Genomic DNA, 26,956 nt, shown 5'->3' with positions numbered 1-26,956 from the left:
GCTACTAATTTTACTTGATAATCACCAGCGGTATCAAAAGTAAACTTTGGATTTTCATCGGTAGAACTAAAACTAGTGCCCTCAGCAGACCATTGATATGAAGTTGCATGTTGACTCTCATTCGTAAAATTGACTTCTTGTCCTATTTCAGGAGTGGTAGGTGAAAAACTAAAGCCTGCAATAGGAGCTGCAGTTACAGTTACTTGTTTCGTAATTTGATGGGTTCCTGCAGAATTTGTGGCTACTAATTTTACTTGATAATCACCAGCGGTATCAAAAGTAAACTTTGGATTTTCATCGGTAGAACTAAAACTAGTGCCCTCAGCAGACCATTGATATGAAGTTGCATGCAGGCTTTTATTAGTAAAACTAACTTCTTCATTGACCATAGGATTAGTAGGAGTAAATGAAAACTCTGCTGTTGGCGGTTCCCCGTCATCTTTGGAACAACCTACAGTAAATAAAAGTAGGATAAAAGAAAAAAAGATTCCTTTTAGTATGGTTAAAAAATGTTGTGATTTCATAATAAAAATGATTTTAATTAGAAAAATGATGGATAATTTTTTTTAGATAAAAGTAATTTTTAAGATTTGTAAAATCTATACGGCATTTATCCTATTTTTTTAAATAAGATCATTTCGTTTTTTAACTAATAATTACAGATATCTTTTTGTGTTTTCTCCTTAATCATTTCAATCCATAACTCACCATCAAAACCATTTACAATATGATGCTTTTTAAGATTTTTTATTTCATTATAGGCTAAACCAGTGTAGCAAGAAAATACAAACCAATCTTTCACTTGTTGTAATCTAAGCTGTGTAAACTGATAATCTTCCAGCATTTGTAATTCCTCTACAGACAAAAAAACTATGTTTGTAATAACCTTTTCTGGTTTGTATAATATGAATGGGTCAGTTACTAAATATTCTTCAGCTAATGCAAGTTTAATTATTTTACGTAACCTTTGAATGTTCTTATTAATAGTAATTTGTTTCTGATTCTTTTCAGATTTCAAATAAAAATCAAAATCATTTATAAACTTCAATTTTAAATCAGACAGTAAAATATCATGCTTTTTATACTGAAACTTTAGAAATGAAAAAACGTGTTTCTTAGCTTCAATAAATTTATTGTAAGTACTTTTTGCATAACTAACCCCAATCAACTTTTCCATTCGTGAATTATGTAATTCAAACACTTCCATTAAAGTTTTATTATCCGTAGTATTTTCACCTTTATACTGTAGAAAAATATCATTTACATCAAAGTTTTGTTTGTTAATTTGAAGCAATAAAAAAGCCTGATTTAGATTATTTTTTATCAGGCTTAATTGTGTGTTCAAAAGTTTATTTTCTTCTTTAGGAATAGCTAATTGTCTTTTACTATCCCATAAATTTGGATTTATAAATAATCCTATAGAAAATTCTCTTCGTTTTTGCAAAAATGTAATTCTACATCTAATAGGGCATTTCCCCTGTTTATTTAATCTAGCTTTTTGTAGAATAAACAAAATAGTTAACTTACTTATTTCCATATTTATATATTCTTAAAAATGGTACACCTGAGAAGAAAATTGGTACACCTAATTGTATGCCTTTTTTTAAAGAAATTGTAAATATTTTAAAAAGTAACATAACTTAAAACCTTGACATTAAGGCATAAAAAAAGCCTCACAATTATGTGAAGCTTACTTAGTAGCGGGGACTGGACTCGAACCAGCGACCTTCGGGTTATGAGCCCGACGAGCTACCTACTGCTCTACCCCGCGATTTGGACTGCAAAGATATAACCTTTTTTTAAAAAAACAATAAGTTTTTTCCAATTAAAATAATTTAAGAGTACCTTTGCAGCCTTAAACATTGGAAATGAAGCATAAAGCAGGTTTTGTAAATATTATTGGTAATCCAAACGTGGGTAAATCAACATTAATGAATGCTTTTGTTGGTGAAAAACTCTCTATTATTACCTCAAAAGCACAAACTACTCGTCATCGAATTTTAGGAATTGTTAACGGAGACGATTTTCAAATTTTATTTTCGGACACTCCAGGCATTATAAAACCAGCTTATGAATTACAATCTTCCATGATGGATTTTGTGAAATCAGCTTTTGAAGATGCCGATATTTTAATTTATATGGTTGAAATTGGTGAAAAAGAACTTAAAGACGAAGCCTTTTTTAATAAAATAACCAATTCTAAAATACCAGTTCTTTTATTATTAAATAAAATTGATAAATCTTCACAAGAAGAAGTTGAAGAAAAAATATTGTATTGGAAAAAAAAAGTACCTAACGCAGAAATTTTTATCATATCAGCACTTGAAAACTTTAATGTAGAAAGTGTTTTTAATAGAATTGTTGAATTACTGCCGGAATCTCCTCCATTTTACCCAAAAGATCAGTTAACTGATAAGCCTGAACGTTTTTTTATCAATGAAGCTATTCGTGAAAAAATTCTACTTCATTACAAAAAAGAAATCCCTTACGCTGTAGAAGTAGAAACCGAAGAATTTATTGAAAGTGATAAAATTATTAGAATCCGTTCAGTTATCATGGTTGAACGTGAAACTCAAAAAGGAATTATTATTGGTCATAAAGGAGCGGCTTTAAAACGAGTTGGGACAGAAGCTAGAAAAGATTTAGAAAAATTTTTCAATAAAAAAATTCATTTAGAATTGTACGTAAAAGTGAATAAAAATTGGAGAAATGATAAACGCCAGTTACGCAGATTTGGATACAATGAATAATTGCTATTTTTTTAAAACACTCATCATAAACTCATAAAGTTCACCCATTTGTTGATGTCCTGCTTTTTTACCTATTCTGCCTAAAAAATACATCAAAATCCACAAAGCTGGAAGAAGAACAACCATGAATAAAGCAACAGCATAATCTTCTTTAAGCGTCCACTTTACGTATGTCATTATTAAAAATCCAATAAATGCAACTGCTACAGCAAAGTGAAAAAACATAAACAATGTCCAAACCTGAGGCTTAGGTCCAAAAAGTCCTTTTACAATTGACCTATGCTCATCCACTTCTTCAATTTCAATATTTAATTGTGGAGACCAAAAATGATTCTCTTTAACAGAAACATCAATAACAATATGATTTCCAACAACTTTACAACAATACCTACAATCTTTATCCTTTATAGCATCCTTAAACTTGGAAAGTAAATTTTGAACATTTTCATTAAATTCCATCTTAAATCTAGGGCGTAAATGAATATCGCTGTTTTTCTTTTCGTTCATTGAAGTTGATTTTTTTAGTATCGAAATATACTATTTTTTAACAAATGTCTAATTTTGAATTAGTAATACATAAAATGCATCAATAAAATTGCGTAGTTTTGCAAAAAATTAAAGAACTCTATGAGTAATATAGTAGCCATTGTAGGAAGACCAAATGTAGGGAAATCAACCTTATTTAATCGTTTAATTAAAAAACGTGAAGCAATTGTTGATTCAGTTAGTGGTGTAACTCGTGATAGACATTACGGAAAAAGTGACTGGAATGGTAAAGAATTTTCAGTAATTGATACTGGTGGATATACCGTTGGTTCTGACGATATTTTTGAAGGAGAAATAAGAAAGCAAGTTCAATTAGCAATTGAAGAAGCAGATATTATTGTTTTTGTTGTTGATGTTGAAGAAGGTATTACACCCATGGATACGGAAGTTGCCAACCTTTTACGCAAAGTAAAAAAACCTATTTTTATGGCAATTAACAAAGTTGATAATGCTATGCGTGAAGCTGATGCTGTTGAATTTTACAACCTTGGCTTAGGCGACCATTATACTATTTCGTCAATTAATGGAAGTGGTACTGGCGAATTACTGGATGCACTAGCTGAAAAATTAGAAGACGCTCCAGAAAAAGAAAATGAATTACCAAGATTTGCCGTTGTTGGACGTCCAAATGCAGGAAAATCATCATTTATCAATGCTTTAATTGGCGAAGACAGAAATATAGTTACCAATATTGCAGGTACTACACGCGATTCTATTGACACTAAATACAATCGTTTTGGTTTTGATTTTAATTTAATTGATACCGCTGGTATTAGAAAAAAATCTAAAGTAAAAGAAGATCTAGAATTCTATTCTGTAATGCGTGCAGTTAGATCTATTGAGTTTTGTGATGTTGCTATTTTAGTGATTGATGCTACTCGTGGATTTGAAGGACAAGATGAAAACATCTTTTGGTTAGCTGAAAAAAACAAAAAAGGAGTGGTTATTTTAATCAATAAATGGGATTTAGTTGAAAAAGAAACCAATACTATGCGCGATTTTGAAGCTCAAATTAGAAGAGAAATAGCTCCATTTACAGATGTGCCTATAATTTTTATTAGCGCCTTAACCAAACAACGTATATTTAAAGCTATTGAAACTGCTGTAGAAGTTTTTGAAAACAGAAAAAAACGCATTCCAACAAGTAAATTAAATGAAACGATGTTGGATATTTTAAAACAAAATCCACCTCCTGCTTATAAAGGGAAGTTTGTAAAAATTAAATTTTGTACACAATTACCAACACCAACTCCTCAATTTGTATTTTTCTGTAATTTACCACAATATGTTAGAGATCCATACAAGCGTTATGTTGAAAATAAACTACGAGAAATATTTGATTTTAAAGGAGTTCCAATTGTAATTTATTTTAGAAAAAAATAAAATTTTAGGCTACTAAATTAACATTCATTCTATAAAATAATCTGTAAATTTGAAATGGTTTTTAACCTATTCTAAATACTACAATTATGGATGACGCCCTTTTATATGGTAGATTGCAATTTGCTTTTACAATAACTTATCATTATTTATTCCCTCAGCTTACTATGGGGTTGGCTTTAATCATTGTAATTTTTAAAGGATTACATTTAAAAACCAACAAACCCTTATATAATAATGCTGCCAAATTTTGGGCTAAAATATTTGCTATTAACTTTGGAATGGGGGTGGTTACAGGAATTCCTATGGAGTTTCAATTTGGAACTAATTGGGCTCAATTTTCTGAACGTACGGGAAATATTATTGGACAAACTTTGGCAATGGAAGGAATGTTCTCCTTCTTTTTAGAATCCTCTTTTCTTGGGTTATTTTTGTTTGGAGAAAAGCTTTTAGGTAAAAAATTACACTTTTTAACTGCTTTTTTAATATTTATTGGTTCTTGGGCAAGCGGATACCTAATTATTGCTACCCATTCGTGGATGCAAAATCCTGTTGGTCATGAAATTTTAGCCAATGGAAAATTTGTATTGAAAAATTTTTCTGATTTATTTAGCAATCCTTGGTTACTACCTTCATTTTTTCACAATCAAATGGCTTCATTAATAACCACCTCATTTGTAATTGCTGGTGTTGGTGCCTTTTATATGTTAAATAATAAACATACAGAATACGCTCATTTATTTTTAAAAACAGCCATTATTACTGGAGTAATTTCTACTTTATCAGTTGCATTTCCAACTGGAGATTTATTAGCTAAACAAGTTGCTTTAAAACAACCTGTAACTTTAGCAGCCATGGAAGGCTTATTTGATTCTGAAGAAGGGGCTCCAATTGTACTAATCGGACAACCTAATATGAAAGAGCAACGTTTAGATAATAAAATTGAAGTTCCGAAAGTACTTAGCTTTCTTACCTATCAAAGGTGGAATGCTGAAATAAAAGGGTTAAACGATTTTCCAAAAGAAGAGTGGCCTACCAACATACCTGGGTTGTATTACTCCTACCACATAATGGTGGGTTTAGGAACTATTTTTATAGGAATTATGCTTCTAGGTTTATGGTTTTTATGGAAGAAAAAATTAGCACTACAGCGCTGGTTTTTATGGGTACTCTTATTTTCAATTCCATTTCCATATATTGCCAACACTGCTGGTTGGTATACTTCTGAATTAGGAAGACAACCTTATTTAGTTTACGGATTGTTAAAAACAGCCGATGGTGTTTCAGAAAACGTATCATCTGGAAATACCCTATTTACACTTCTTGGTTTTATAGGTTTGTATTTAGTTTTAGGTTTTATCATGTTAATATTAGCAGGTAAAATTGTATATGCTGGTCCAAAATCAACTTTAAAATCACACTAATTATGGAATTAACTTGGTATCTTATTTTATGCTTTATGTTTGTAATGTATATAGTGTTAGATGGTTTTGATTTTGGCGCTGGTATTATACATTTGTTTTTTGCAAAAACTGAAAAAGAAAAAAAACAAGTAATGCGTGCTATTGGTCCGTTTTGGGACGGAAATGAGGTTTGGCTTGTTGCTGCTGGTGGAGTATTATTTGCCTCTTTCCCCACCCTATATGCATCAGCTTTTAGTGGGTTTTATTTACCTTTAATTATGATTTTATGGTTATTTATTTTTAGAGCCCTAGGAATTGAATTTACTCATTTAATAAATCATGAACTTTGGATCAAACCTTGGCAAAAAGGCTTTGGTATTTCAAGTTTGTTGTTGGCTTTATTTTTTGGTATTGCCTTTGGAAACATAATAAGAGGTGTTAACCTAGGTGGGGTGGAAAATGGGATGGCTCAATTTAAACATAAATATTCTTTTTTTACACCTTTATGGGACGGTAGCTTTTCTCCATTTGCAGAACGACCAGGGGTAATTGATTGGTTTACTATTACTATTGGTTTAGTAGCTGTATTAACACTAACCATACATGGAGCCAACTGGATAATTTTAAAAACGGAAGGAGAATTTGTAAAAAAATTACAAGATAAAATTTTACCGCTATGGATTGCTTTATTCGTTTTTATCATTATTTCATTAATTGCGTTTGTAACAATGAAATCATTTCATAAGGAACTATTTACCCAGCATCCGAGTATGTATTTATTACCATTATTAACATTCATCGGTTTCATTGGAATGTTACTATTTAGAAAAAGCACCAAAAATTGGTTAGGATTTGCTTCATCAACTTTATTTATTATAAGTGGTATTGGCAGTTCAGTTGCTAGTTTATTTCCAGTAGTTATTCCAAGCACCAATACTATTGTTGAATCTTTAACCATCTACAACACATCATCTGAAACTTATGGTTTAAAAGTTGGGTTAATTTGGTGGATAATTGCTTTTACTTTAGTATTGATTTATTTCACTTTTGTTCATAAAGTATATAAAGGAAAGTTAACTGAAAAACACGATCATCATTAGCATAAAAATTTAGTCATTGTTTTTTAAAATATCATTTACAATTTTTAAATGATGATTGGTATGAATTTCTAAAAAGCGAAGACTCATTTTTAAAGATAGCATTCCAAAATATGGATGAGAAAAATAATTTTTTGTTGGTAGTTTTTTCATATCAGTTAAATTATTTTTCGCTAAAATTAATTGTTCTTCAACTGTTTCTTTTGTAATATTATCAGTTGAAACAACTTGCTTTGGAGCTTTTGCCTTTCCTCTTGGAATATTTCCAGTTAAAAAAACATAACTCTTTATAAAGCTATGTGTTGGTTTTATTTTTGTTGATTTCACTTTTTTTAAATCATCACAAACACTGTTTATTACTTTTAATGAATGGTCTATGTGCCAAGCTATACCAGCTTTAGAAACTTTATGATTTCCAATTTCTAAAAAAGGTAGTAACTTTTCAATTTCTAAAATACTTTTATCAATACTCATAAAATTTGTTTTTTTAGGTTTGTAGTTTTATAAAAGTAGTTGAATTAAACTTAATAACTTATTTTTTAAATTTAAGCTTTATTTCTTCTATTATAATACCCTAAAATAAAGCCTAACACTACACTCCAAACTGCTGCCAACCCTATTTGATATGGTTTATCTAACATAAAAGTTATTGTATGTGCTGGAATCCAAAACCAAACTAAAGAGAACATTCCTTTATCAATATTTTTCCAATTGTTTTGCTGTGCTATTAAATTATCTAAAAAACGATGAAGAATAACCAACAATAAACCAAATTGTAAATTCATAGTAACCGAAACAGTAAAAGCCCTTCCAAAAACACCTAGTTCTGGCACTAAATTATGTGATATCAAACTGTCTACAAACCCTTGAAAACCTACAAATGCATATTTTATAGTTATGGCTAAAAAAGCCCACTCTAACATTTTAAAAAAAATTATATGCCATTTGTAAGGAAGGAAAATTACCTTACTTTGCATCCATTTAGAAAAAACATCACCTAAAGTTCCCAAAAGTGCAAACTGAATCATTGCACTGTAAATTGGATATTCTTTTACTAAATCAACATACCAATTCATTACTTTGCATTTAATTTTTAGATTCTAAAAATACAAAGTAAAAAAGACTTAAAAGGGGTTAATTACCATATTTTGTTTTGCTATTAAAAACCCATTTTGAATCACTTTTTGTTGTGCTTCACTCCCATCAATTAACAAAGGGTTTGTATGATTGAAATGAATAAAATAAATCTTCTTTTTATCTGAAGATGATAAATTTTTGAACAAACTCATACTTTCTTCTACAAAAGGATGAGGTATTTCACTCATAGGTCTTCCTTTTATTTCTCCATCTTTAAAAAAAGTAGCATCTAGTAATGCAATATCAACTTCTTTAACCAAGCTTGTAATATCAGCTTCCCAAGTATTCCACTTATCAATATCAGGTATAAATAATATTTTTTTATTGTTTAAATGAATTACAAATCCAACTGTTTCAGAATATTCATCTCTATGCGGTACTTGTAATGGTGTTACCGAAATTCTTTTATTTAAATTAATTGTAGAATCCCTGCGCAAACTTTTTAATTCAATATTTTTTAGGTTTACCAGCTGACTCCAAGGGCCATTATTACTTAGGTAATTTTTCATTTTTGGCATTGCATAAACAGGCATCCTTTTGGCATTTATAACTTCTCTTCCTAAATGCATTAAACCTGTATAATGTCCTATATGCGCATGGGTTAAAAAAATACCATTTGGTAAGTTTGTTTCTTTGCTTAAATGGGTGGAAAGCAATTTTAGCTGCTTCGGAAAATCTGGTGTAGCATCAAAAATCCAGTTTTCATTTGAAATAGGATCTATTAACGCAATTGAAGAAACTAGCCTGCTATTTTCAGGGTTTTTATAAACACGTTTACAGCATTCTTTCTCACAACCCGCTTGTGGATACCCTGCATCCTGTGCATTTCCTAAAACTAAAATATAAGGATTTACAATTTTAGTTTTTGCAATTTTAAAAGGTTCATTTTTACAAGAAAGAACTAAAACGGAAATTCCGAATATTAAAAATATTTTAGTAAAAAAACGAAGCATTATTTATTATATAAAATTACCAACTACCACCAGATCCACCGCCACTAAAGCCTCCGCCACCAAAACCACCTCCGAATCCGCCACTGCCAAAACCACCACTTGAGCCACTTCCAAATCCTCCACCACCAAAACCACCTCTACCTACTCGGCTTAAAATAATTGCTTCTAAAATATCAGATGCTGTTGAATCTCTTCTAAAACCTCTTCCTCCACCACCTCCTTTATTTTTCTTTGAAAAAGCAATTAGTAAAATAATAAATATGATAAAAATAATTACAAACCCAGGTATTCCTTTACTTTCACTTTTGCTACTTTTGTTATTTTTGTAACTACCTTTTAACACTTCAAAAATAGCATCAGAACCTTTGTCTAAACCAGTGTAAAAATCTCCTTTTTTAAACTCAGGAATAATAATATTTCTGGTAATTTCACCACCAATACCAGCAGTTAATAAATGCTCAACACCATAGCCAGCAGAAATCCATATTTTTCGTTCTTTATTTGCTAATAAAATAAAAACTCCATTGTCTTCTTTTTCTTGACCAATTCCCCAATTATGTGCCCATTTTGGTGTTAAAATTCCAATATCTTCTCCTTGAATTGTTTCAACAGTAGCTATTACAATTTGTGTTGATGTGGAATCTGAATACCTAATTAATTTATTTTCTAAGGCTTTTTTTTGAGAATTTGATAATAAATTCGCATAATCATATACACTCGTTTGAAGTTTTGGCTTTTGAGGAATTGTAAACTGACCAAACGCAACTTGAGCAAATAAAAGACTTAAAAGTAAGATATTGAATTTAATTTGTATGTTTTTTAATATCTCCATTTATCCTTTTGAAATTTCGTCTGATAATTCATTTGTATCATTTGAAAGGTGTGGAAAGAATTCTTTTAATTTAGCTCCAGCTTCTAAAATAGCAAGCTCTAATCCTTTTACAAATTCTCCTTTTTTAAAATGCTTTAATATTAATTCTTTTTCTGTTTCCCAAAAATTTTCTGGCACTTTAGCATTGATTCCTTCATCTCCAAGAATTGCAAATTTTTTACTTTCTACAGCAATATAAATTAGCACCCCATTTCTTAACTCCGTTATATCCATTTTTAAAAAATGAAAAACCTCCAATGCCCTTTCCATAGGAGATTTGTCAGTCTCTTTTTCTATATGAACACGGATTTCTCCAGACGTATTATTTTCTGCTATTTTAATAGCTTCAATAATTGTTTTTTCTTCTTGTTGCGTTAAAAAATCTTCTACTTTAGACATTATTCTTTTTTTCCGAAATCAAAATTTACATCAGGAGCTTTTTCTAGACCAGGCTCAGCATCAAAATAAGGTTTTCCTTCAAAATCAAAAAAGCCTGCTAAAATATTATTTGGAAATGTTTTAACATGATTATTAAAAGGTTTTATTGCTTCGTTAAAACGTGTTCTAGCCGTTAAAATTTGATTTTCAGTACTTGCTAATTCATCTTGTAATTTTAAAAAGTTTTGATTAGCCTTTAAATCTGGATAACGTTCAACAGTAACTAATAAACTTTTTAAAGCGCCACTTAAACCACCTTGAACTTGATTAAATTGTGCTAATTGCTCCGGAGTAATATTAGCGGGATCAATACTCATTGAAGTTGCTTTTGCTCTGGCTTCTATTACAGATGTTAAAGTTTCTTTTTCAAAATCTGCTGCTCCTTGAACCGTTTTTACCAAGTTTCCTATTAAGTCTCCTCTACGTTGATAAGCTGTTTGTACATTTCCCCAACTTTCAGATACATTTTCATTCAACTGTATTCCTTTATTGTAAAATCCTTTTACCCAACTATAGCCACCAAAAGCTAGCAATGCAATTATGATTACTGGTATAAGCCACTTTTTCATTTGTTTAGTTTTTTAGATTGTTAATATATTTGATTAGTTGTTTTAAATGCAATCTTGTTACAAATCAACTTGATTTTTATGAAATTTGTTCTTTTATTTTAATCAATTCAGCTTTGATATTTTCTAAACGAATTATAATTTCATGATTACTTTTAATGCTTTTTGGGTTTTCTTTCATTTTACTTTTAGCTCCTTCTAAGGTAAACCCTTTTTCTTTAACCAAGTGATAAATCAATTTCAAGTTTTTTATATCATCTTGCGTAAATAATCGATTTCCTTTTTTATTCTTTTTAGGCTTAAGTATGTCAAACTCCTTTTCCCAAAATCGTATATGAGAAGTTTTAAGGTCAAAAGCTTTAGCAACTTCACCTATTTTATAATATCTTTTTTCAGGTAAATCTACAAACATTAATCAAGAGATTGTCCTTCAATTTGAGCAGCTTTTTGCATCGCTTCAAACTCTTCAGGAGATAAATTACCGTAGTAAAAATTAATTGGATTTATTCTATTTCCATTTTTAAAAATTTCATAATGTAAATGCGGAGCTTGAGATCGACCAGTATTACCTACAAAGCCTATTAAATCTCCTCTTTTTACTTTCTGTCCTTTTCTAACATTATAATTACTTAAATGGGCATATAATGATACATAGCCAAAACCATGGTCTATTCTAATGTGTTTTCCATACCCTGCGGATGCTTGATCTGCTCTAACAATAACACCATCACCTGTTGCATAAACTGGAGTTCCACGTGGTGCTGTAAAATCCATACCCCAATGTTTTTTTCGCGCTTTTGTAAAAGGGTCAGTACGCCAACCATATCCAGATGCCATTCTTGTTAAATCTTTATTTTCAACAGGCTGTATCGCTGGTATTGCGGCTAATAATTTTTCTTTATCTTCTGCTAGTTTTACAATTTCATCTAAGGATTTTGATTGCACATATAATTGTTTGGATAAAATATCCATGTTTTTGGTAACATCAATTATCATTTCAGAATTGTTAAACCCTTCAAGTGCCTTATATCTATTTACCCCTCCAAAACCCGCCTTTCTTTGTTCATCAGGAATTGGATTTACTTCAAAATACAATCTATAAATATTGTTATCTCTTTCTTGTATTTCAGCTAATATTTTTCCAAGTTGTTCTATTTTTTTACTATGCAACTCTTCATTTAACTTTACAAATTCCAACTCTCTTTTTAGTTCTTTCTCTTTTGGCGATTCAAATACAGGTGTAAAAACTACAAAACCCAATATCATAAAAATAAAAGCTGCTAAAACCATGAGCATAAAAGTTCTGAATTTTTCTCGTTTTCGCACCTTGATCTTTTGATAAGAAAGAGTATCAGGATCGTAATAATATTTTACCTTCGCCATTGTTTAGAAATTATGTTATTTTTGCACCATAAACGTCATTTTATTTTCTAATATTGTGATGCTTAATTAACAAAATTACAAAATGTTTTACAAAAGGAGTAAAACGCATATTTTTTAGCATATAATTAACAACTAATTTAGTTTAAAGAACTTTTAAAAAATAAGTTAGTTGTTCTATAAAAAAGAGGATTTATAAATGAAATCACAACAAATACGTAAGCAATTTTTAGATTTTTTTGCATCAAAAAAACATACAATTGTACCTTCTTCACCAATGGTGCTTAAAAACGACCCAACTTTAATGTTTACCAATGCTGGGATGGTTCCTTTTAAAGAATATTTTTTAGGTCAAAAAACTGTGGTTGACAAACGTATTGCCGATACGCAAAAATGTTTACGTGTATCAGGAAAACATAACGATTTAGAAGAAGTTGGCAAAGACACCTACCATCATACAATGTTTGAAATGCTTGGAAATTGGAGTTTTGGAGACTATTTTAAAAAAGAAGCTATTGCTTGGGCTTGGGAGCTATTGACCGAAGTTTATAAAATTGACAAAGACTGTTTGTATGTAACTGTTTTTGAAGGTGCAGAAGATGATAATTTAGCTTACGACCAAGAAGCTTTTGATTTTTGGAAACAATACATTGATGAAGATCGGATTATTAACGGAAATAAAAAAGATAATTTTTGGGAAATGGGATCACAAGGACCTTGTGGCCCATGTTCTGAAATTCATGTAGATATTAGATCTGCTGAAGAAAAAGCAAAAGTAGCTGGAAAAAGTTTAGTAAACCAAGATCACCCTCAAGTAGTAGAAATTTGGAATCTAGTATTTATGGAATTTAACCGTAAAGCTGATGGTTCTCTAGAAAAACTACCTGCTCAACATGTAGATACAGGAATGGGGTTTGAGCGTTTATGCATGGTGCTTCAAAACAAACAATCTAATTACGATACCGATGTATTTACCCCTCTAATTAGAGAAATTGAAACAATCACAGACAATGAATATGGTACAAATGAAAAGATTGATATTGCAATTAGAGTAATTGCTGATCACGTAAGAGCTGTGGCTTTTGCCATAGCCGACGGACAATTACCTTCTAACACCGGGGCAGGTTATGTTATTAGACGAATTTTAAGAAGAGCTATTCGTTATGGATTTACTTTTTTAAATACCAAAGAACCTTTTATTTATAAATTAGTAACTACCTTAAGCAAACAAATGGGAGAAAATTTCTCTGAACTTAAGGCTCAAAAACAGCTAATTACAAACGTTATAAAAGAAGAAGAAAATTCTTTTTTAAGAACTTTAGATCAAGGGTTAGTACTATTAGATGGTATTATAAAAAATACCCATGGAAAAGAGGTTTCTGGAAAAAAAGTCTTTGAATTATTTGACACTTACGGCTTTCCAATTGATTTAACAGCGCTTATTCTTTCTGAAAAAGGAATGACTTTAAATGAAGAAGAGTTCTCAACTGAATTAGAAAAACAAAAAAGTAGATCTAGAGCGGCAGCAGTTGTTGAGACAGATGATTGGGTTATTTTGGATGATGACCCTGAAGAGGAGTTTATAGGGTATGATACTTTAGAAGCTAAAGTAAAAATAACTCGTTATCGTAAAGTTTCTTCAAAAAAAGAAGGTAATTTATACCAATTGGTATTTAATATGACTCCTTTTTATCCAGAAGGTGGAGGACAAGTTGGAGACAAAGGATATATTGAAGTTAGCAATGGTAACGTAATTTATATTGTTGATACTAAAAAAGAGAACAACCTAATCATTCATTTTGCTAAAAGTTTACCTAAAGACACTTCTCAAATACTAAAAGTTGCTGTTGATGAAAAACAACGATTTAGAACAGCTTGTAACCATTCTGCAACCCATTTATTACATCAGGCCCTTAGAGAAGTTTTAGGAGAACATGTAGAGCAAAAAGGATCAGCTGTACATTCAAAAAACTTACGCTTTGACTTTTCTCATTTCGCAAAGCTAACCGTTGATGAATTACGCGATGTTGAAGATTTTGTAAATGCAAGAATTGATAGTAAAATTCCATTAAAAGAATTTAGAAACATTCCTATGGAAACCGCCAAAGAAAAAGGAGCAATGGCCTTATTTGGAGAAAAATATGGAGATACAGTTCGTGCTATTCAATTTGGACAATCAGTAGAACTTTGTGGGGGAACACATGTACAAAACACTAGTGATATCTGGCATTTTAAAATCACTTCAGAAAGTGCAATTGCAGCAGGTGTTAGACGTATAGAAGCAATTACAAGTGACGCTACAAAAGATTTTTATTTTGAAAATAATAGAGCTTTTTTCGAAATAAAAGATATTTTAAAAAATCCTAAAAATCCACTTAAAGCTATTTTAGATTTACAGGAAGAAAATACAGTTCTAAAAAAACAAATTGAAACTTTGTTAAAAGACAAAGCTAAAAATTTAAAAAGTGATTTAATTCAAGAAGTTAAACCTATAAATGGCATAAACTTTTTAGCAAAAAAATTAGATTTAGACCAAAACAATGTTAAAGATTTAGCTTTTGATTTAGGAAATGCCACTGATAATTTATTTTTAGTGGTTGGTACTGAAAAAGATGGGAAAGCATTTTTAACTTGTTTTATCTCAAAAAACTTAGTGGAAGAAAAACAGCTAAATGCAGGATTAGTGGTGAGAGAGCTAGGTAAGCTAATTCAAGGTGGTGGTGGTGGACAACCATTTTATGCTACTGCTGGTGGTAAAAATCCTGCTGGAATTGAAAACGCTTTAAAAGAAGCTGAAAAATTTATTTTATAATGTTGTTTTAGCAAAACATGCAATGAAATTTAGAACCAAAATAGTACTAAATCAAGCTCATAATCAAATAGATTATAACTCAAAATTGGTATTAATTGGTTCTTGTTTTTCAGAAAATATTAGTGAAAAACTAACTTATTTTAAGTTTAACACTTATAAAAATCCTTTCGGAATTTTATTTAACCCAATTGCTATTGAAAATTTAATTACAAAAGCTATCAATCAAACAAAATTTACCGAAAAAGATATTTTTTATTTGAATGAAAGATGGCATTGTTTTGAAGCTCATTCCAATTTAAGCAATGTTGATAAAAATACTTTATTAGCCAACTTAAACACTGCTGTAAAACAAACTCATAAAAACTTAAATGAGGCCTCGCATTTAATTATTACTTTAGGAACCTCTTGGGTGTACCGGTTTATTGAAACAGATTTAATTGTTGGGAATTGCCATAAAATTCCTCAAAAGAAATTTTTAAAAGAAATACTTTCTGTTAAAAGTATCATCGCAAGTCTTGAAAACATTATTACACTTGTTAAAAATATAAACCCAAAAATTAATATCATCTTTACCATAAGTCCAGTTCGTCATTTAAAAGATGGTTTTGTTGAAAATTCTAAAAGTAAAGCGCATTTATTAGCTACCATTCATCAATTAATTGAGCCACGAAAAAACATAAACTACTTTCCTTCATATGAAATAATGGTGGATGACCTACGCGATTATAGGTTTTATAAAGAAGATATGATTCACCCAAATAAATTGGCAATACAATATATTTGGGAACAATTTACTACCACTTGGATTCACCAAGAATCTTTTCCAATTATGAAAGAAGTTGAGACAATTCAAAAAGGATTAGCTCACAAACCTTTTAACCCTAACTCTAAGCAACATCAACAATTTTTAAAAACACTTACTGAAAAGAAAAAAACACTTCAAACCAGATTTTCGCATTTAACTTTTTAATAAAATACGACATTTGACGTATTGTTTTCGCTTTTATTTATTTTGATTTTTGAATCGTCAATTCAAAATCTGCACTATGAAAACATTAAACATTACATCAAAAAAATTAAAACTAGTTTTTATTGGATTATTTCTTTCAACTATTTCTTTTTCTCAAAACTATGTAGATAGCTCAACACTTACCGTTGAAAAACTTGCCGAAATTTTTAAAAACGCATATATTGAAGTATTGGAAGTCAAAAGTTCTTATGTTACAGTTAAAGACAAATACAAAACTTTTATTGACCTAGATAGTCAAAAAAGATATATTGCATTAAGTGGAAATTATGCTTTAAAACCCAATTTAAACAAAGTTGAAATTTTGGATTTTATCAACAAAATTAACACTGAAGTTGCCTTGGTAAAAGCGTATTATAAAGAAGCTAATAATTCCATAAATTATATAGCCTATTTATGGATTGAAAAAGGGTTTACTGAGGCTACTTTAATAAAAACTTTACAATCATATAATTTAGCGTTAGACTTAGTTTTACAAAAAGACCCAAACCTCAAGTTTTTAAAATAAAAACCTAGACAAAAAATTAATGTAGTATCTAGAAACTACATCAAACTTCAATTAAATTAAAACCAATAGTTTCTTTCAATATTAAGTATAATATAGCTTCAATTTAGGTAAAATACGTCATATGCCGTATTGATTTAAGTCGCTATTTATTTGACTTTTGGTACCATACCGAACAAAAAAATTAACAAAATTATAATTTATGAAATCAGGATATTTTAATTTAAAAAACAATTTGATAATTACCTTGCTCTTTAGTGTTACATCAATTGTTACCGCTCAAAAATTAGAAAACCCAAATACAATTTATGATTTAGGTGCAAATATTAATGAAATGACACTAACAATTGGAGGGGTTTTAGTTGTAGCAACTAACGAGGGTTTAGTTGGAATAAAGCCAACACAAAAAGAGCCTGTTTTTTCATTTAACACTTTTGGAAAATTAAAACCAGAAGAAACCGAATATATTCCAAACTCCCCATACATTGTAGTTTCACAAGGAGCTGATTCTAAATTTGCTGGACTCACAAAAACAAAACGAGCAGTTATTGATTATGTACAAGGAGATGTTATTTTTAATTCTGAAAATGACAATTGGAATCAAATTTATACTTGTAATGTTATTTTACCTCAAAACAAATTAATAATTAGTGGTATTCAAAAAAAAGGAGATAAGTTTGAAAAAATGACTCCTAAAGTCGCTGTGTATGATTTAAGTTCAAGAAAATTAGATTTTAGTTTCTTTTTAGACAAACCTGGTAGAGTTGGTATTGCAAAAGACTTTAGTGTAACAGGAACCCCACTTTTACTAAAAGATTTTATTATTGTCCCAACTGCTCAAGGATTATTAGCAAAATCGCATACTGGAGAAGACCTTTGGGAAAATAAAATAAAAAAAATAAACTGGATGGTAGCTGATGCTACAGAAACAGAAATCTATGGCTTTGAAACTACCACAAATAGTAAAAATACCAGAATTCATAAAATAGGGAAAAATGGTGAAGAACTTTGGAAAGATGATAGAAAAGTAAAAGGCATTGTTTCTAATTTTGAGATTACACCTAATGGATTGGCAGTTGTTAGTGACAAAAATGATGGAGGAAGTTCAAGCATACTCGCTACAAAAAACGAATCTGAAATAGCATTTTTAAGTGCTTCTTCAGGTGAAGATATCTGGGAAAAAGCACCAAAAACAAAAGGGTACGTACAACATTTTTATGTTCAAGAGGATGGAATTTTATTTGGCATACAACAAGGTGGAATTAATAAAATTTCTTTTGATGGAAAAGCTTTATTTAAAAAACCATTAAAAACTGGTGAAAACATTTTAATAATGGCACAAACACCTCAGGGTTTAATTTATATTACAAGTGAAGATGCAAATATTGTAAATTTAAAAACGGGTGATCAAGTTTGGAAAAAACCTTTAAAATATAAAAATTCAGCCTCAGTAGCTTCAACATTTGACAACTCTAAAAACAGGTATTTAATTGCAGCTAACCAAACTATTTTTGCTATAGATGCAGACTCTGGCGATGTTTTGGAATTAGCCAAAACAAATTTTGACGAAAAAGAAATGGCTAATACTTTAGAAATAAAAAATAACAATATATTTTTAAGTTCATCACAAAATATGATGTTACTTGGGAACAATGGTGATGAAATATATCACAAGTATTTTAAATCTCCAGGGAAAAGCGGTTTTATGAAAGCTCTTTCGGGGGTTGTTGCTGTAGCTTCAACAGCACTTGCCGTAACTACAGCTGCAAGAGCCGGTGCTAACAGATCTGCCTTTGGAAATTCAAACGATTTAAGTAGTTACAACGATTATGGTAAAGAAGCAAAAAGAGCTTCTGATATGTTTGCAGCTATTGGAGCAGCGTCATTTGCTTTAATGTCTCAACGTTTTAAAGCAACAGCTGCAACTGAAAATTCTCAATTTATTTTAACTAAATTAGAAGAAGGTGTTGGTTTAGTTAAAGTTGATAAAGAAACTGGGGAAATTGCTAAAGAAATTATATTAAAAGATAAAAAACCCGAGTATAAAGTGGATGAATATGGAGGTTTTTTATATTACAAAGCAAGTAACAACACCATTAATGCCTACAATTTAAAATAATTATTTTTAAAACCGTTTCAACAACCTACAATTGCTGAGGCGGTTTTTCAATTCTACTTTTTTACTTTAATCTTATAAGTTTATACCTTTTTTTCAATTATCTTTTCCTAAAACAATCAGTTGGTTTACTTTCTAATCCTCCTAATTTAAAGTATTTTAAACATTTATTTTAAACTCAAAATAACAAAAAAAGCTATTACTGCACTTATTTTTTAATTCATTAAATTATTATTATTTTTCTACAATTAAATTGCATTGTAATAACATTAAAATATGAAATTAAAATTGCTCTATGTTTTTTTAATGATTGGCATTTGTGCTATTTCTCAAAACGGTCAATACATTGATAGCCTTGAAATATCCATAAAAAATGTTTCTAAAGAAAAGAAATTACAAGCAATTGTTCATATTCCTTATGATCAATTTGTTGGCAATATTTCTAAATCTGAAAAAATCATTAATTATGGCAAAGAATTGGCTATTGAATTAACAGATAGTCTTTCATTAGCTGAAATCTATTTCAAATTAAGTCAAATAAGTGCCTACAAAGATCAAAGTGAACAAAAGATAGAATACGTTTTAAAAGCAATTAAAATTTATGAAAATTTAGGTGAAACATTAAAAGCTGGTGTTGCATATGGTCAACTAGGGTATTCCATAAAAAGAAATGATATGGATAAAGCTTTTTACTATATGAGAATGAGTATTAAATTAATTGAATCTACAAAAGATCAAACTTTAATAGACCCTATTTATGATAATTATGGCACACTACATTTATTAAATAAAAATGCTGATAGCGCATTGTATTTCCATCAAAAATCATTGGTTTTAAAAAAACAATTCAAAGATAATGTTGGTTTGGGTTATGGCTATGCTAACCTTGCTGATACCTTTACTCAACTCAAAAAATTTGATATTGCAAAAAAATATATTGACAGCTCTTTAACTATTAGAAAAAAACTGAATGACAACTATGGTATAGCCGTTAGTTATACACATATTGGAGACATTAATTTTGCTGAAAAGAAATACGAAAAAGCCATCCAAAATTATAAAACAAGTGGTGATTTAGCTAAAAAGTATAACTACCAACACTTAGAAAAATACTGTGCAGAAATAATTACGCAATGCTATTTAGAATTAAATGATTATAAAAATGCTTTTAACTATAACAAAATTTTTCAAGCCTTAAAAGATAGTGCTACAAATATACAAACCAATACAAGAGTTGCAGAATTACAAATAGAATTTGAAACCGAAAAAAAAGAAAAAGAAATAGCTCAACAAAAAGAACAACTATTAAAAAGTGAATTAGAAATAAAAAACAAAAATTTATATGCATTACTGTTAAGCTCTGGTGTTTTAATATTTTCGTTGGTTTCTTTAGGTTTATACAAACGTCAACAACATAAAAAAAGAGAATATTTAAATCAACTTCAACTTAAAGAAGCGCAAACATATAGCAAATTACAAGATCAAAGACTACAAATTTCTCGTGATTTACATGATAATATTGGGTCTCAGCTTACTTTTATAATTTCATCTATAGATAACCTAAAATTTTTAACCGATACCACCAATATTAAACTTAAAAGTAAATTACTAGAAATTAGCCAATTTGCAAATACTACTATAGGACAATTGAGAGATACTATATGGGCTATGAATAAAAATGAGATTACTTTTGAAGATTTTTACAGCAGAACTTTGGCGCTTATTGAAAAAGCAAAATTGGTTTCAGAAAATATTCATTTTAATATTGAAAACAAGATTACAAGCAAAATCATTTTTTCATCAATTAAAGGAATGAATATTTTTAGAGTTTTTCAAGAAGCTATTAACAACACTATAAAATATGCCGAAGCAACTGAAATTAATATACACATTTCAGAAAATAAAAACTCCATTACTTTTTTGATAAATGATAATGGTAAAGGCTTTGACAAAAACACCACTGAACTTGGTAATGGTTTGGAAAATATGGAACGAAGAATTCTTGAAATTGAGGGTGAAATTTTAATAAATTCTGAAATCAACAAAGGAACCTCAATTAAAATTGTATGTCCTAAAAATTAGTCAAACTCACATTGATTTAAGCATTTTTCAAATTATGATTTTAATACATTTTTAAATTATTTACGAAATATAATACCAATTATTACATATAATACTACATAATTTTTATAAAACAAGTGTTTTTATTAAATATTAAACATACATAAAAACAAGCATCCTTTTTTGTATATTGCTTAAAAATTTCATATGAAACTAAAACTAGCTACCTTATTTTCAATAGTATTTTTATCAACTTCTGCTCAAAATAATGTAATTGATAGCTTAAAATTACTTTTAAAAACTCCAATTTCAGATTCAACAAAAGTAAAAGTATTAGGAGATTTATCTTGGTATTATAGTGGTATTTCAACAGATTCTGCTTTTTATTTTGGCAACGCAGCACTTGATTTATCAAAAAAAACAAAAAATTTAAATGGCGAAGCTCAGGCTTATAATGATTTTGGTATTATTCATTATAAACTTTCAAATTTTGATACATCCATTTCATTTTATAAAAAAGCGTTATTAATTCGAATTAAAAACAAAGACTCTTCTGGTGTTGGAAGCTTGTATAATAAAATGGGAATTTCATATCAAAGAATTTTTAAAATGGATTCTGCAATTTATTTTAATACAAAAGCACTTGAAATTTTTGAAAAATTAAAAAACATACAATACGTTGCTCTTATAAAAAACAATATTGCCAACATTTATTTTAACTTAAAACAATATGAAAAAGCATTAACAGAACATCTTGAAGTTGCAGAAATAAGAACAAGAATTAATGATGAATATGGTTTAGTTTACTCCTACACAAATATTGGAAATTCATATTTGTATTTAAAAGATACTCTACAAAGTTTAACGTACTATAAAAAAGGAATTGAAGTTAGTGAAAAAAACAATTATGAACAAGAACTTTCTGCACTTTATAACAATTATGGAGGTGTTTTAAAAGATCAAAACAAATATGGTGAAGCACTTAAAATGTTTGATAAATCGTTAAAATTACGCAAAAAATTAAATGATAGCTATGGCATTTCAAGTGTAGCTTTAAATATGGGCGATTTATATTTACAAACTGGCAAAATTAATAATGCTGAACTTAAATTTAGAGAAGCTTTATATTTGGCTAATAAAACAAATGCCAATGAATTAAAAATGAATTCATACAAATCGCTACTATATTTATTTGCACATAAAAATAATAGCGATAGCGTAATTCATTATCAAAAATTGTATTCTGTTATGCAAGACTCTATGTTTAATTCAAGAGTAACAAAAGAAATTGCAGAAATTCAAGAAAAATATGATACTGCACAACGTGAAAAAGAAATTTCGCAACAAAAAGAACAAATACTCAAAAGTGAATTAGAAATTAAAAACAAAAATTTATATGCTTTATTGTTAGGATCCGGATTGTTGGTTTTTTCAATTATTTCATTCGGATTATACAAAAGACAACAGCATAAAAAAAGAGAATATTTAAATCAACTTCAACTAAAAGAAGCACAAACATATAGTAAATTACAAGACCAGCGTTTACGCATTTCTCGTGATTTACACGATAATATTGGGTCTCAGCTCACTTTTATAATTTCATCTATCGATAACCTAAAATTTTTAACCGATGCTACTAATGTAAAACTTAAAAACAAATTAGCCGAAATTAACCAATTTGCATCGGCAACTATTGGACAATTAAGAGATACCATTTGGGCAATGAACAAAAACGAAATTTCTTACCAAGATTTGCAATCTCGCCTATTAGCATTTATTGAAAAAGTAAAAACAGTTGCAACAACTATTCAGTTTCATTTTACATCAAATATACAAAGTAGCAATATTGTATTCTCTTCAATTAAAGGAATCAATATTTTTAGAGTCTTTCAAGAAACCTTAAACAACGCAATTAAATATTCAGAAGCAACTGAAATAAACATATGTATCTCTGAAAATAGTGAACATATTGAATTTGAAATAGCTGACAATGGTAAAGGTTTTGATATAAACACAACCGAACTAGGAAATGGATTGGAAAATATGCAACATAGAATTAAAGAAATTGGCGGAGAAATCATTATAAGTTCTACACCAGCTAAAGGAACCTTAATTAAAATTTCATGTTTTAAAAATAAGACAAATGCCTTATAGCTTTTAGAATTTCAATTTTTTAAATTTAATAATTCAAAAAAACTCATTAAAAATGAAATTAAAAATAGCCATTGCAGAAGATAATAGCTTTTTAGCAAAAGCTATTATAGAAAAATTATCTTTTTTTAAAGATTTAAATTTTAAATTTAAAGGAAATAATGGTGCTGAATTGATTGGAAAGTTAGAAGTAAATCATAATATTGATGTTATTTTAATGGATATTCAAATGCCAGAAATGGATGGTATTACCGCTACTGAAATTATAAAAACAAAATACCCGCATATAAAAATTATTATGCTTACTGTTTTTGATGATGATGAAAATATTTTTAAGGCTATAAAAGCAGGGGCTAATGGATATTTATTAAAAGAAATTGATCCTGAAAATTTACATAAATGTATTTTGGAAGTTGTAAATGGCGGAGCACCTATGACCCCTAATATAGCTTTAAAAACCCTTAATTTATTAAGAAACCCTAAACGTATTCATTCTATTAAAATAAATGAAGAAATTAAACTTACCAATAGAGAAGTTGAAATTTTAGAACATTTAAGTAAAGGATTGAATTATAATGAAATTGCTGATAATTTGATTATATCTCCTTCAACTGTTAGAAAACATATTGAAAATATTTACAAAAAATTACAAGTACATAATAAAATGGAAGCTGTTTTAATGGCTCAAAAACACAAGTTGATCTAAACCAAAAAAGAGTGGAAAACTCCACTCTTTATAATAACTTATTTATACTTTATTAATTTACAAATTTAGCTACATTTTGCCAAGGACCTCCATTTATTATATCCACCCCTTGTTGTTTTAAAAATGATGTTGCTTGTCCGCTTCTAGCTCCACTTCTACATACAGCAATCACTTTTTTATTTAAGGCTTTAATTTCTTCAACTTTAGCAGGAATAGAATTTAAAACCATATTTTTAGAACCTGTAACATGTCCACTTTTAAATTCATCAATTGTTCTTACATCTATAACTACTGCTCCATCTTTTAAATATTCTTCAATGGAAGCTCCGCTTGTTCCACCTCCAAATAATCCGAAAAAACTCATTCTTTTATATTTTTAATTTTGCGCAAATATAAGTCATTAAATATGATTAACAGTAACCATAGTTACTATTTATTTTTTAAAATAAGATCTAATCCACTATTAATGAGGTTATTGAAATAGCCATTACCTTTTAATTTTTTTAAATACGCTTCTAATTTTTCTTCTAAACTACTGGATGATTGATAAATCAACTCATACATTTCTAAAATCAAAAGCCAATCTTTAGGGTAATTTTCAGAAATTTCTTCAAATATTATAGCTAACCTAGGAATGTCTGTTTTATGATTATTTCTCATTGCTGCAACTTCTTTATAAAAGCTAAAAAGTTTTAATTCTTTTTTTGAATACGATATTTTATGTGTTTTTGTTGTTGAAACTTGTCCAATATTTTCAAAAGAATTCGGATCAGCAGGACCTGAGTAAGCCGAAACAATTTCTTTTCCAATGGCCATATCATAAATTCCCCATTCTGGTTTAAAAAGCACTTTTTCAAGGTAAGTTACAGTACAATTTTTAAATGAAATTAATAAAATTTTTCCTTTTAAATCTCTTTTACCAGTAATAACTTCTCCTTCAATTTTAATACCACCTTCAAATTCTAATGTAGTTGTTTTTCCTTCGTAAATGCCGTAAACTTCTAGATCTTTTGGATACATATTTTCTATCGCCAAATTGATTCCTTTTAATTTACCAACTGGGCTTCCAAAACCATCTGCATGATAACTTACCCCATGACCTATTAATTCTTTATCTCTACTTGCTAAAGCTGTTGGTCCAGTAGTTTGTATATATATTGCATTTCCATTATCATCATCAATAACATTGGTAAATCTACCTGAAATTTGTATTCCTGTGCTTAATTCTACGGTTCCTAAATTATTAGAATTTACTAATTTTTGAATACCTTTTAACCCTCCTTTTCTTAATGCCATATTATTTGCAAATTCTTCTAAAACAAAGCTTAAATGAGCAAAATCTGGTGTTACAAATAATTGAGGTTGTGTTTTAGTAATGTCAAAACTTTGTTTAGCAGCATCAATAGTGTAAGGTATTTTTTTAACGTCTTTAGTTAAACATAGTTTACTTTCACCAATTGATGATAATAATCCAGCTCCATAAATTTTTGGTTTATCTAAAGTTCCAATTAATCCATATTCTACCGTCCACCAATGTAAATTTCTTATTTGAGCCATTTCAGAGAGTTCCCCCATATTGTTTTGTAGGTCTTCTACTTTTTGTTGGGCTACATTTATTTCAATTTCTGAAGAATTAGGGTCTTCTTTTAAAATTGAAAGTAAGCGTATGGCTTCATACATTTCATAATCTTTTGCAGAAGAAATTGCTTTACAACCAATTTCTCCAAAACGTCTTAAATACTCAGCATATTCTGGATTTGCTATAATGGGCGCATGTCCAGCTGCTTCATGAATAATATCTGGCGCAGGGGTGTATTCTATATGATCAATGGTTCTAATATCTGAAGCAATCACCAACACATTATAGGCTTGAAATTCCATAAAAGCATTTGGAGGTATAAACCCATCTACAGAAACTGCTGCCCATCCAATATCTTTTAAAATACGATTCATTCCCTCCATTTTAGGAATTCTATCTATAGAAATTCCAGTTTTTTTTAATCCTTCCAAATAAGATTCATGAGCAACTTTACTTAAATAATCAACATTCATCTTCATTACATAACGCCAAACTGCCTGATTTTGTGAAGTATAAGAATCATAAGGTTGCTTTACGATAAACTTATGCAGGTGTTTTGGCAATCTTTTAGTAACCTCATTAAAATTTATTGAATCTTCCATATAAAATTTATAATTTAGGTTGTGAATTTACAATTTTTTAAAAATCTTAGTATCAATTTCACAATAATTTAACTTTGTATCTTTACAAGTATTTAAACAAAAAAAATGAGAAGAAAAAATTCTAAAGTAAAATTACTGATTGGTGCAGCAATCATTATTTTTTCAATTATTCAATACTTTTCAAATAGTGAAATCAATGAATATACTGGTAAAAAGCAACATATTTCAATTTCAGTGAATGATGAAATTGCTATTGGTATACAAAGTACTCCTACAATGATTCAACAACATGGCGGTTTGCATCCAGATGAAAATTATCAAAAATTTATAGATAATGTTGGAAAAAAACTAGTCAACAATAGCATTGCCAAAAAAACCGATTATCACTACGATTTTCATTTACTGAAAGACCCAAATACTATCAATGCTTTTGCACTTCCTGGTGGACAAATATTTATTACCTACGCATTATTTTCCAAGCTTGAAAACGAAGATCAACTAGCTGGTGTTTTAGGCCATGAAATTGGTCATGTAATAGGCAGGCACTCTGCAGAACGAATGGCAAAACAAGGTTTAACTCAAGGTTTAATTAATGGTGTAGCTGTTGGAATTGATCCAAACACTGCACAAGGAGCTGCAGCAATAGCAAATATTATTAATATGAGTTATGGTAGAGAAGATGAATTAGAAAGTGATGTATTAGGTGTTAAATTTATGATCAATGCTGGTTATAATCCAAATGAACTAATTGGTGTAATGAAAATTTTAAAAGAGGCTACCGGTCCAAACAATACTCCTGAAAGATTAAGTACGCATCCTGATCCAGAAAACAGAATTGAAAAAATTAAAGAAGCCATCAAAAAATATAAAAAATAA

General features: G+C 29.2%; 25 protein-coding genes and 1 tRNA gene. 12 read left to right on the top strand and 14 right to left on the bottom strand.

What is annotated here, in order from left to right:
- The 3 genes from Q0714_RS12410 to Q0714_RS12400 form a co-directional block, all read right to left on the bottom strand.
- Positions 1-524: PKD domain-containing protein (locus tag Q0714_RS12410; protein WP_298265515.1), on the bottom strand; the 524-nt coding region annotated here is incomplete at its 3' end.
- Between the two features lie 125 nt (positions 525-649).
- Positions 650-1,537: a site-specific integrase gene (locus Q0714_RS12405; RefSeq protein ID WP_298265513.1), complete on the bottom strand. Its 888-nt coding sequence runs from the start codon at positions 1,535-1,537 to the stop codon at positions 650-652.
- Between the two features lie 161 nt (positions 1,538-1,698).
- Positions 1,699-1,771, bottom strand: a tRNA-Met gene (locus Q0714_RS12400).
- Between the two features lie 97 nt (positions 1,772-1,868).
- Here Q0714_RS12400 and era point away from each other — a divergent pair.
- Positions 1,869-2,750 (top strand): GTPase Era, encoded by an 882-nt coding sequence (gene era / locus Q0714_RS12395; protein ID WP_298265511.1) that lies wholly within the window; start codon positions 1,869-1,871, stop codon positions 2,748-2,750.
- 3 nt (positions 2,751-2,753) lie between these two features.
- On the opposite strand, the gene Q0714_RS12390 is transcribed toward era, so the two are convergent.
- Positions 2,754-3,257, bottom strand: coding sequence for a GTP-binding protein (locus Q0714_RS12390; protein WP_298265509.1), 504 nt, complete (start codon positions 3,255-3,257; stop codon positions 2,754-2,756).
- Between the two features lie 120 nt (positions 3,258-3,377).
- Here Q0714_RS12390 and der point away from each other — a divergent pair, with 120 nt between their 5' ends.
- The 3 genes from der to cydB all read left to right on the top strand — a co-directional run bounded on the left by der (position 3,378) and on the right by cydB (position 7,179).
- Positions 3,378-4,679: a ribosome biogenesis GTPase Der gene (gene der, locus Q0714_RS12385; protein WP_298265507.1), complete on the top strand. Its 1,302-nt coding sequence runs from the start codon at positions 3,378-3,380 to the stop codon at positions 4,677-4,679.
- 86 nt (positions 4,680-4,765) lie between these two features.
- Positions 4,766-6,100: a cytochrome ubiquinol oxidase subunit I gene (locus tag Q0714_RS12380; RefSeq protein ID WP_298265505.1), complete on the top strand. Its 1,335-nt coding sequence runs from the start codon at positions 4,766-4,768 to the stop codon at positions 6,098-6,100.
- Positions 6,101-6,102: 2 nt separating this feature from the next.
- Positions 6,103-7,179 (top strand): cytochrome d ubiquinol oxidase subunit II, encoded by a 1,077-nt coding sequence (cydB, locus tag Q0714_RS12375; RefSeq protein ID WP_298265503.1) that lies wholly within the window; start codon positions 6,103-6,105, stop codon positions 7,177-7,179.
- A 9-nt stretch (positions 7,180-7,188) separates the two neighbouring features.
- Here the strand turns inward: cydB and Q0714_RS12370 are convergent, their stop codons facing one another.
- The 8 genes from Q0714_RS12370 to Q0714_RS12335 form a co-directional block, all read right to left on the bottom strand.
- Positions 7,189-7,650 carry a DUF1569 domain-containing protein gene (locus Q0714_RS12370; RefSeq protein ID WP_298265501.1) on the bottom strand — a complete coding sequence of 154 codons (462 nt, stop codon included), beginning with the start codon at positions 7,648-7,650 and terminating at the stop codon, positions 7,189-7,191.
- 71 nt (positions 7,651-7,721) lie between these two features.
- Positions 7,722-8,252 carry a hypothetical protein gene (locus tag Q0714_RS12365; protein WP_298265500.1) on the bottom strand — a complete coding sequence of 177 codons (531 nt, stop codon included), beginning with the start codon at positions 8,250-8,252 and terminating at the stop codon, positions 7,722-7,724.
- 48 nt (positions 8,253-8,300) lie between these two features.
- Entirely contained in the window at positions 8,301-9,266 is a 966-nt protein-coding gene (locus Q0714_RS12360; RefSeq protein WP_298265499.1) for an MBL fold metallo-hydrolase, read from the bottom strand.
- Between the two features lie 16 nt (positions 9,267-9,282).
- Positions 9,283-10,098, bottom strand: a complete 816-nt coding sequence (locus Q0714_RS12355) for a YgcG family protein (RefSeq protein WP_298265497.1) — start codon at positions 10,096-10,098, stop codon at positions 9,283-9,285.
- Positions 10,099-10,536, bottom strand: coding sequence for a TPM domain-containing protein (locus Q0714_RS12350; RefSeq protein WP_298265496.1), 438 nt, complete (start codon positions 10,534-10,536; stop codon positions 10,099-10,101).
- Positions 10,536-11,144: a LemA family protein gene (locus tag Q0714_RS12345; RefSeq protein ID WP_298265495.1), complete on the bottom strand. Its 609-nt coding sequence runs from the start codon at positions 11,142-11,144 to the stop codon at positions 10,536-10,538. The genes Q0714_RS12350 and Q0714_RS12345 overlap by 1 nt, the downstream gene beginning before the upstream one ends.
- A 76-nt stretch (positions 11,145-11,220) precedes the next feature.
- Positions 11,221-11,553 (bottom strand): MerR family transcriptional regulator, encoded by a 333-nt coding sequence (locus tag Q0714_RS12340; protein WP_298265493.1) that lies wholly within the window; start codon positions 11,551-11,553, stop codon positions 11,221-11,223.
- Entirely contained in the window at positions 11,553-12,524 is a 972-nt protein-coding gene (locus Q0714_RS12335) for a M23 family metallopeptidase (RefSeq protein ID WP_298265491.1), read from the bottom strand. Before Q0714_RS12335 ends, Q0714_RS12340 begins: the two co-directional genes overlap by 1 nt.
- 196 nt (positions 12,525-12,720) lie before the next feature.
- Between Q0714_RS12335 and alaS the strand changes: the two genes are divergently transcribed.
- From alaS to Q0714_RS12300, 7 genes are all read left to right on the top strand, one after another.
- Entirely contained in the window at positions 12,721-15,333 is a 2,613-nt protein-coding gene (gene alaS, locus Q0714_RS12330; RefSeq protein WP_298265489.1) for an alanine--tRNA ligase, read from the top strand.
- A 22-nt stretch (positions 15,334-15,355) separates the two neighbouring features.
- A complete protein-coding gene (locus Q0714_RS12325; RefSeq protein ID WP_298265487.1) occupies positions 15,356-16,303 on the top strand; it encodes a GSCFA domain-containing protein in 948 nt (315 codons plus the stop codon).
- Between the two features lie 76 nt (positions 16,304-16,379).
- Positions 16,380-16,868: a hypothetical protein gene (locus Q0714_RS12320; RefSeq protein ID WP_298265485.1), complete on the top strand. Its 489-nt coding sequence runs from the start codon at positions 16,380-16,382 to the stop codon at positions 16,866-16,868.
- A gap of 199 nt (positions 16,869-17,067) precedes the next feature.
- Positions 17,068-18,984, top strand: coding sequence for a PQQ-binding-like beta-propeller repeat protein (locus Q0714_RS12315; RefSeq protein ID WP_298265483.1), 1,917 nt, complete (start codon positions 17,068-17,070; stop codon positions 18,982-18,984).
- Positions 18,985-19,257: 273 nt separating this feature from the next.
- Positions 19,258-21,063: a tetratricopeptide repeat-containing sensor histidine kinase gene (locus Q0714_RS12310; RefSeq protein WP_298265481.1), complete on the top strand. Its 1,806-nt coding sequence runs from the start codon at positions 19,258-19,260 to the stop codon at positions 21,061-21,063.
- A 186-nt stretch (positions 21,064-21,249) separates the two neighbouring features.
- Positions 21,250-23,196, top strand: coding sequence for a tetratricopeptide repeat-containing sensor histidine kinase (locus Q0714_RS12305; RefSeq protein ID WP_298265479.1), 1,947 nt, complete (start codon positions 21,250-21,252; stop codon positions 23,194-23,196).
- A 52-nt stretch (positions 23,197-23,248) separates the two neighbouring features.
- Positions 23,249-23,899 (top strand): response regulator transcription factor, encoded by a 651-nt coding sequence (locus tag Q0714_RS12300; RefSeq protein ID WP_298265477.1) that lies wholly within the window; start codon positions 23,249-23,251, stop codon positions 23,897-23,899.
- A 52-nt stretch (positions 23,900-23,951) separates the two neighbouring features.
- Here Q0714_RS12300 and Q0714_RS12295 read toward each other — a convergent pair whose 3' ends face one another.
- Both Q0714_RS12295 and Q0714_RS12290 read right to left on the bottom strand, forming a co-directional pair.
- Positions 23,952-24,263 (bottom strand): rhodanese-like domain-containing protein, encoded by a 312-nt coding sequence (locus tag Q0714_RS12295; protein ID WP_298265475.1) that lies wholly within the window; start codon positions 24,261-24,263, stop codon positions 23,952-23,954.
- A 65-nt stretch (positions 24,264-24,328) separates the two neighbouring features.
- Positions 24,329-26,080, bottom strand: a complete 1,752-nt coding sequence (locus Q0714_RS12290) for an aromatic amino acid hydroxylase (protein WP_298265473.1) — start codon at positions 26,078-26,080, stop codon at positions 24,329-24,331.
- A gap of 105 nt (positions 26,081-26,185) precedes the next feature.
- Here Q0714_RS12290 and Q0714_RS12285 point away from each other — a divergent pair, with 105 nt between their 5' ends.
- Entirely contained in the window at positions 26,186-26,956 is a 771-nt protein-coding gene (locus Q0714_RS12285; protein WP_298265471.1) for a M48 family metalloprotease, read from the top strand.

Source organism: uncultured Lutibacter sp. (assembly GCF_947493565.1).
GTDB lineage: Bacteria > Bacteroidota > Bacteroidia > Flavobacteriales > Flavobacteriaceae > Lutibacter > Lutibacter aestuarii.
The sequence above is the reverse complement of the archived record's forward strand: the minus strand, read 5'-3'. Positions and strand labels throughout refer to the sequence as shown.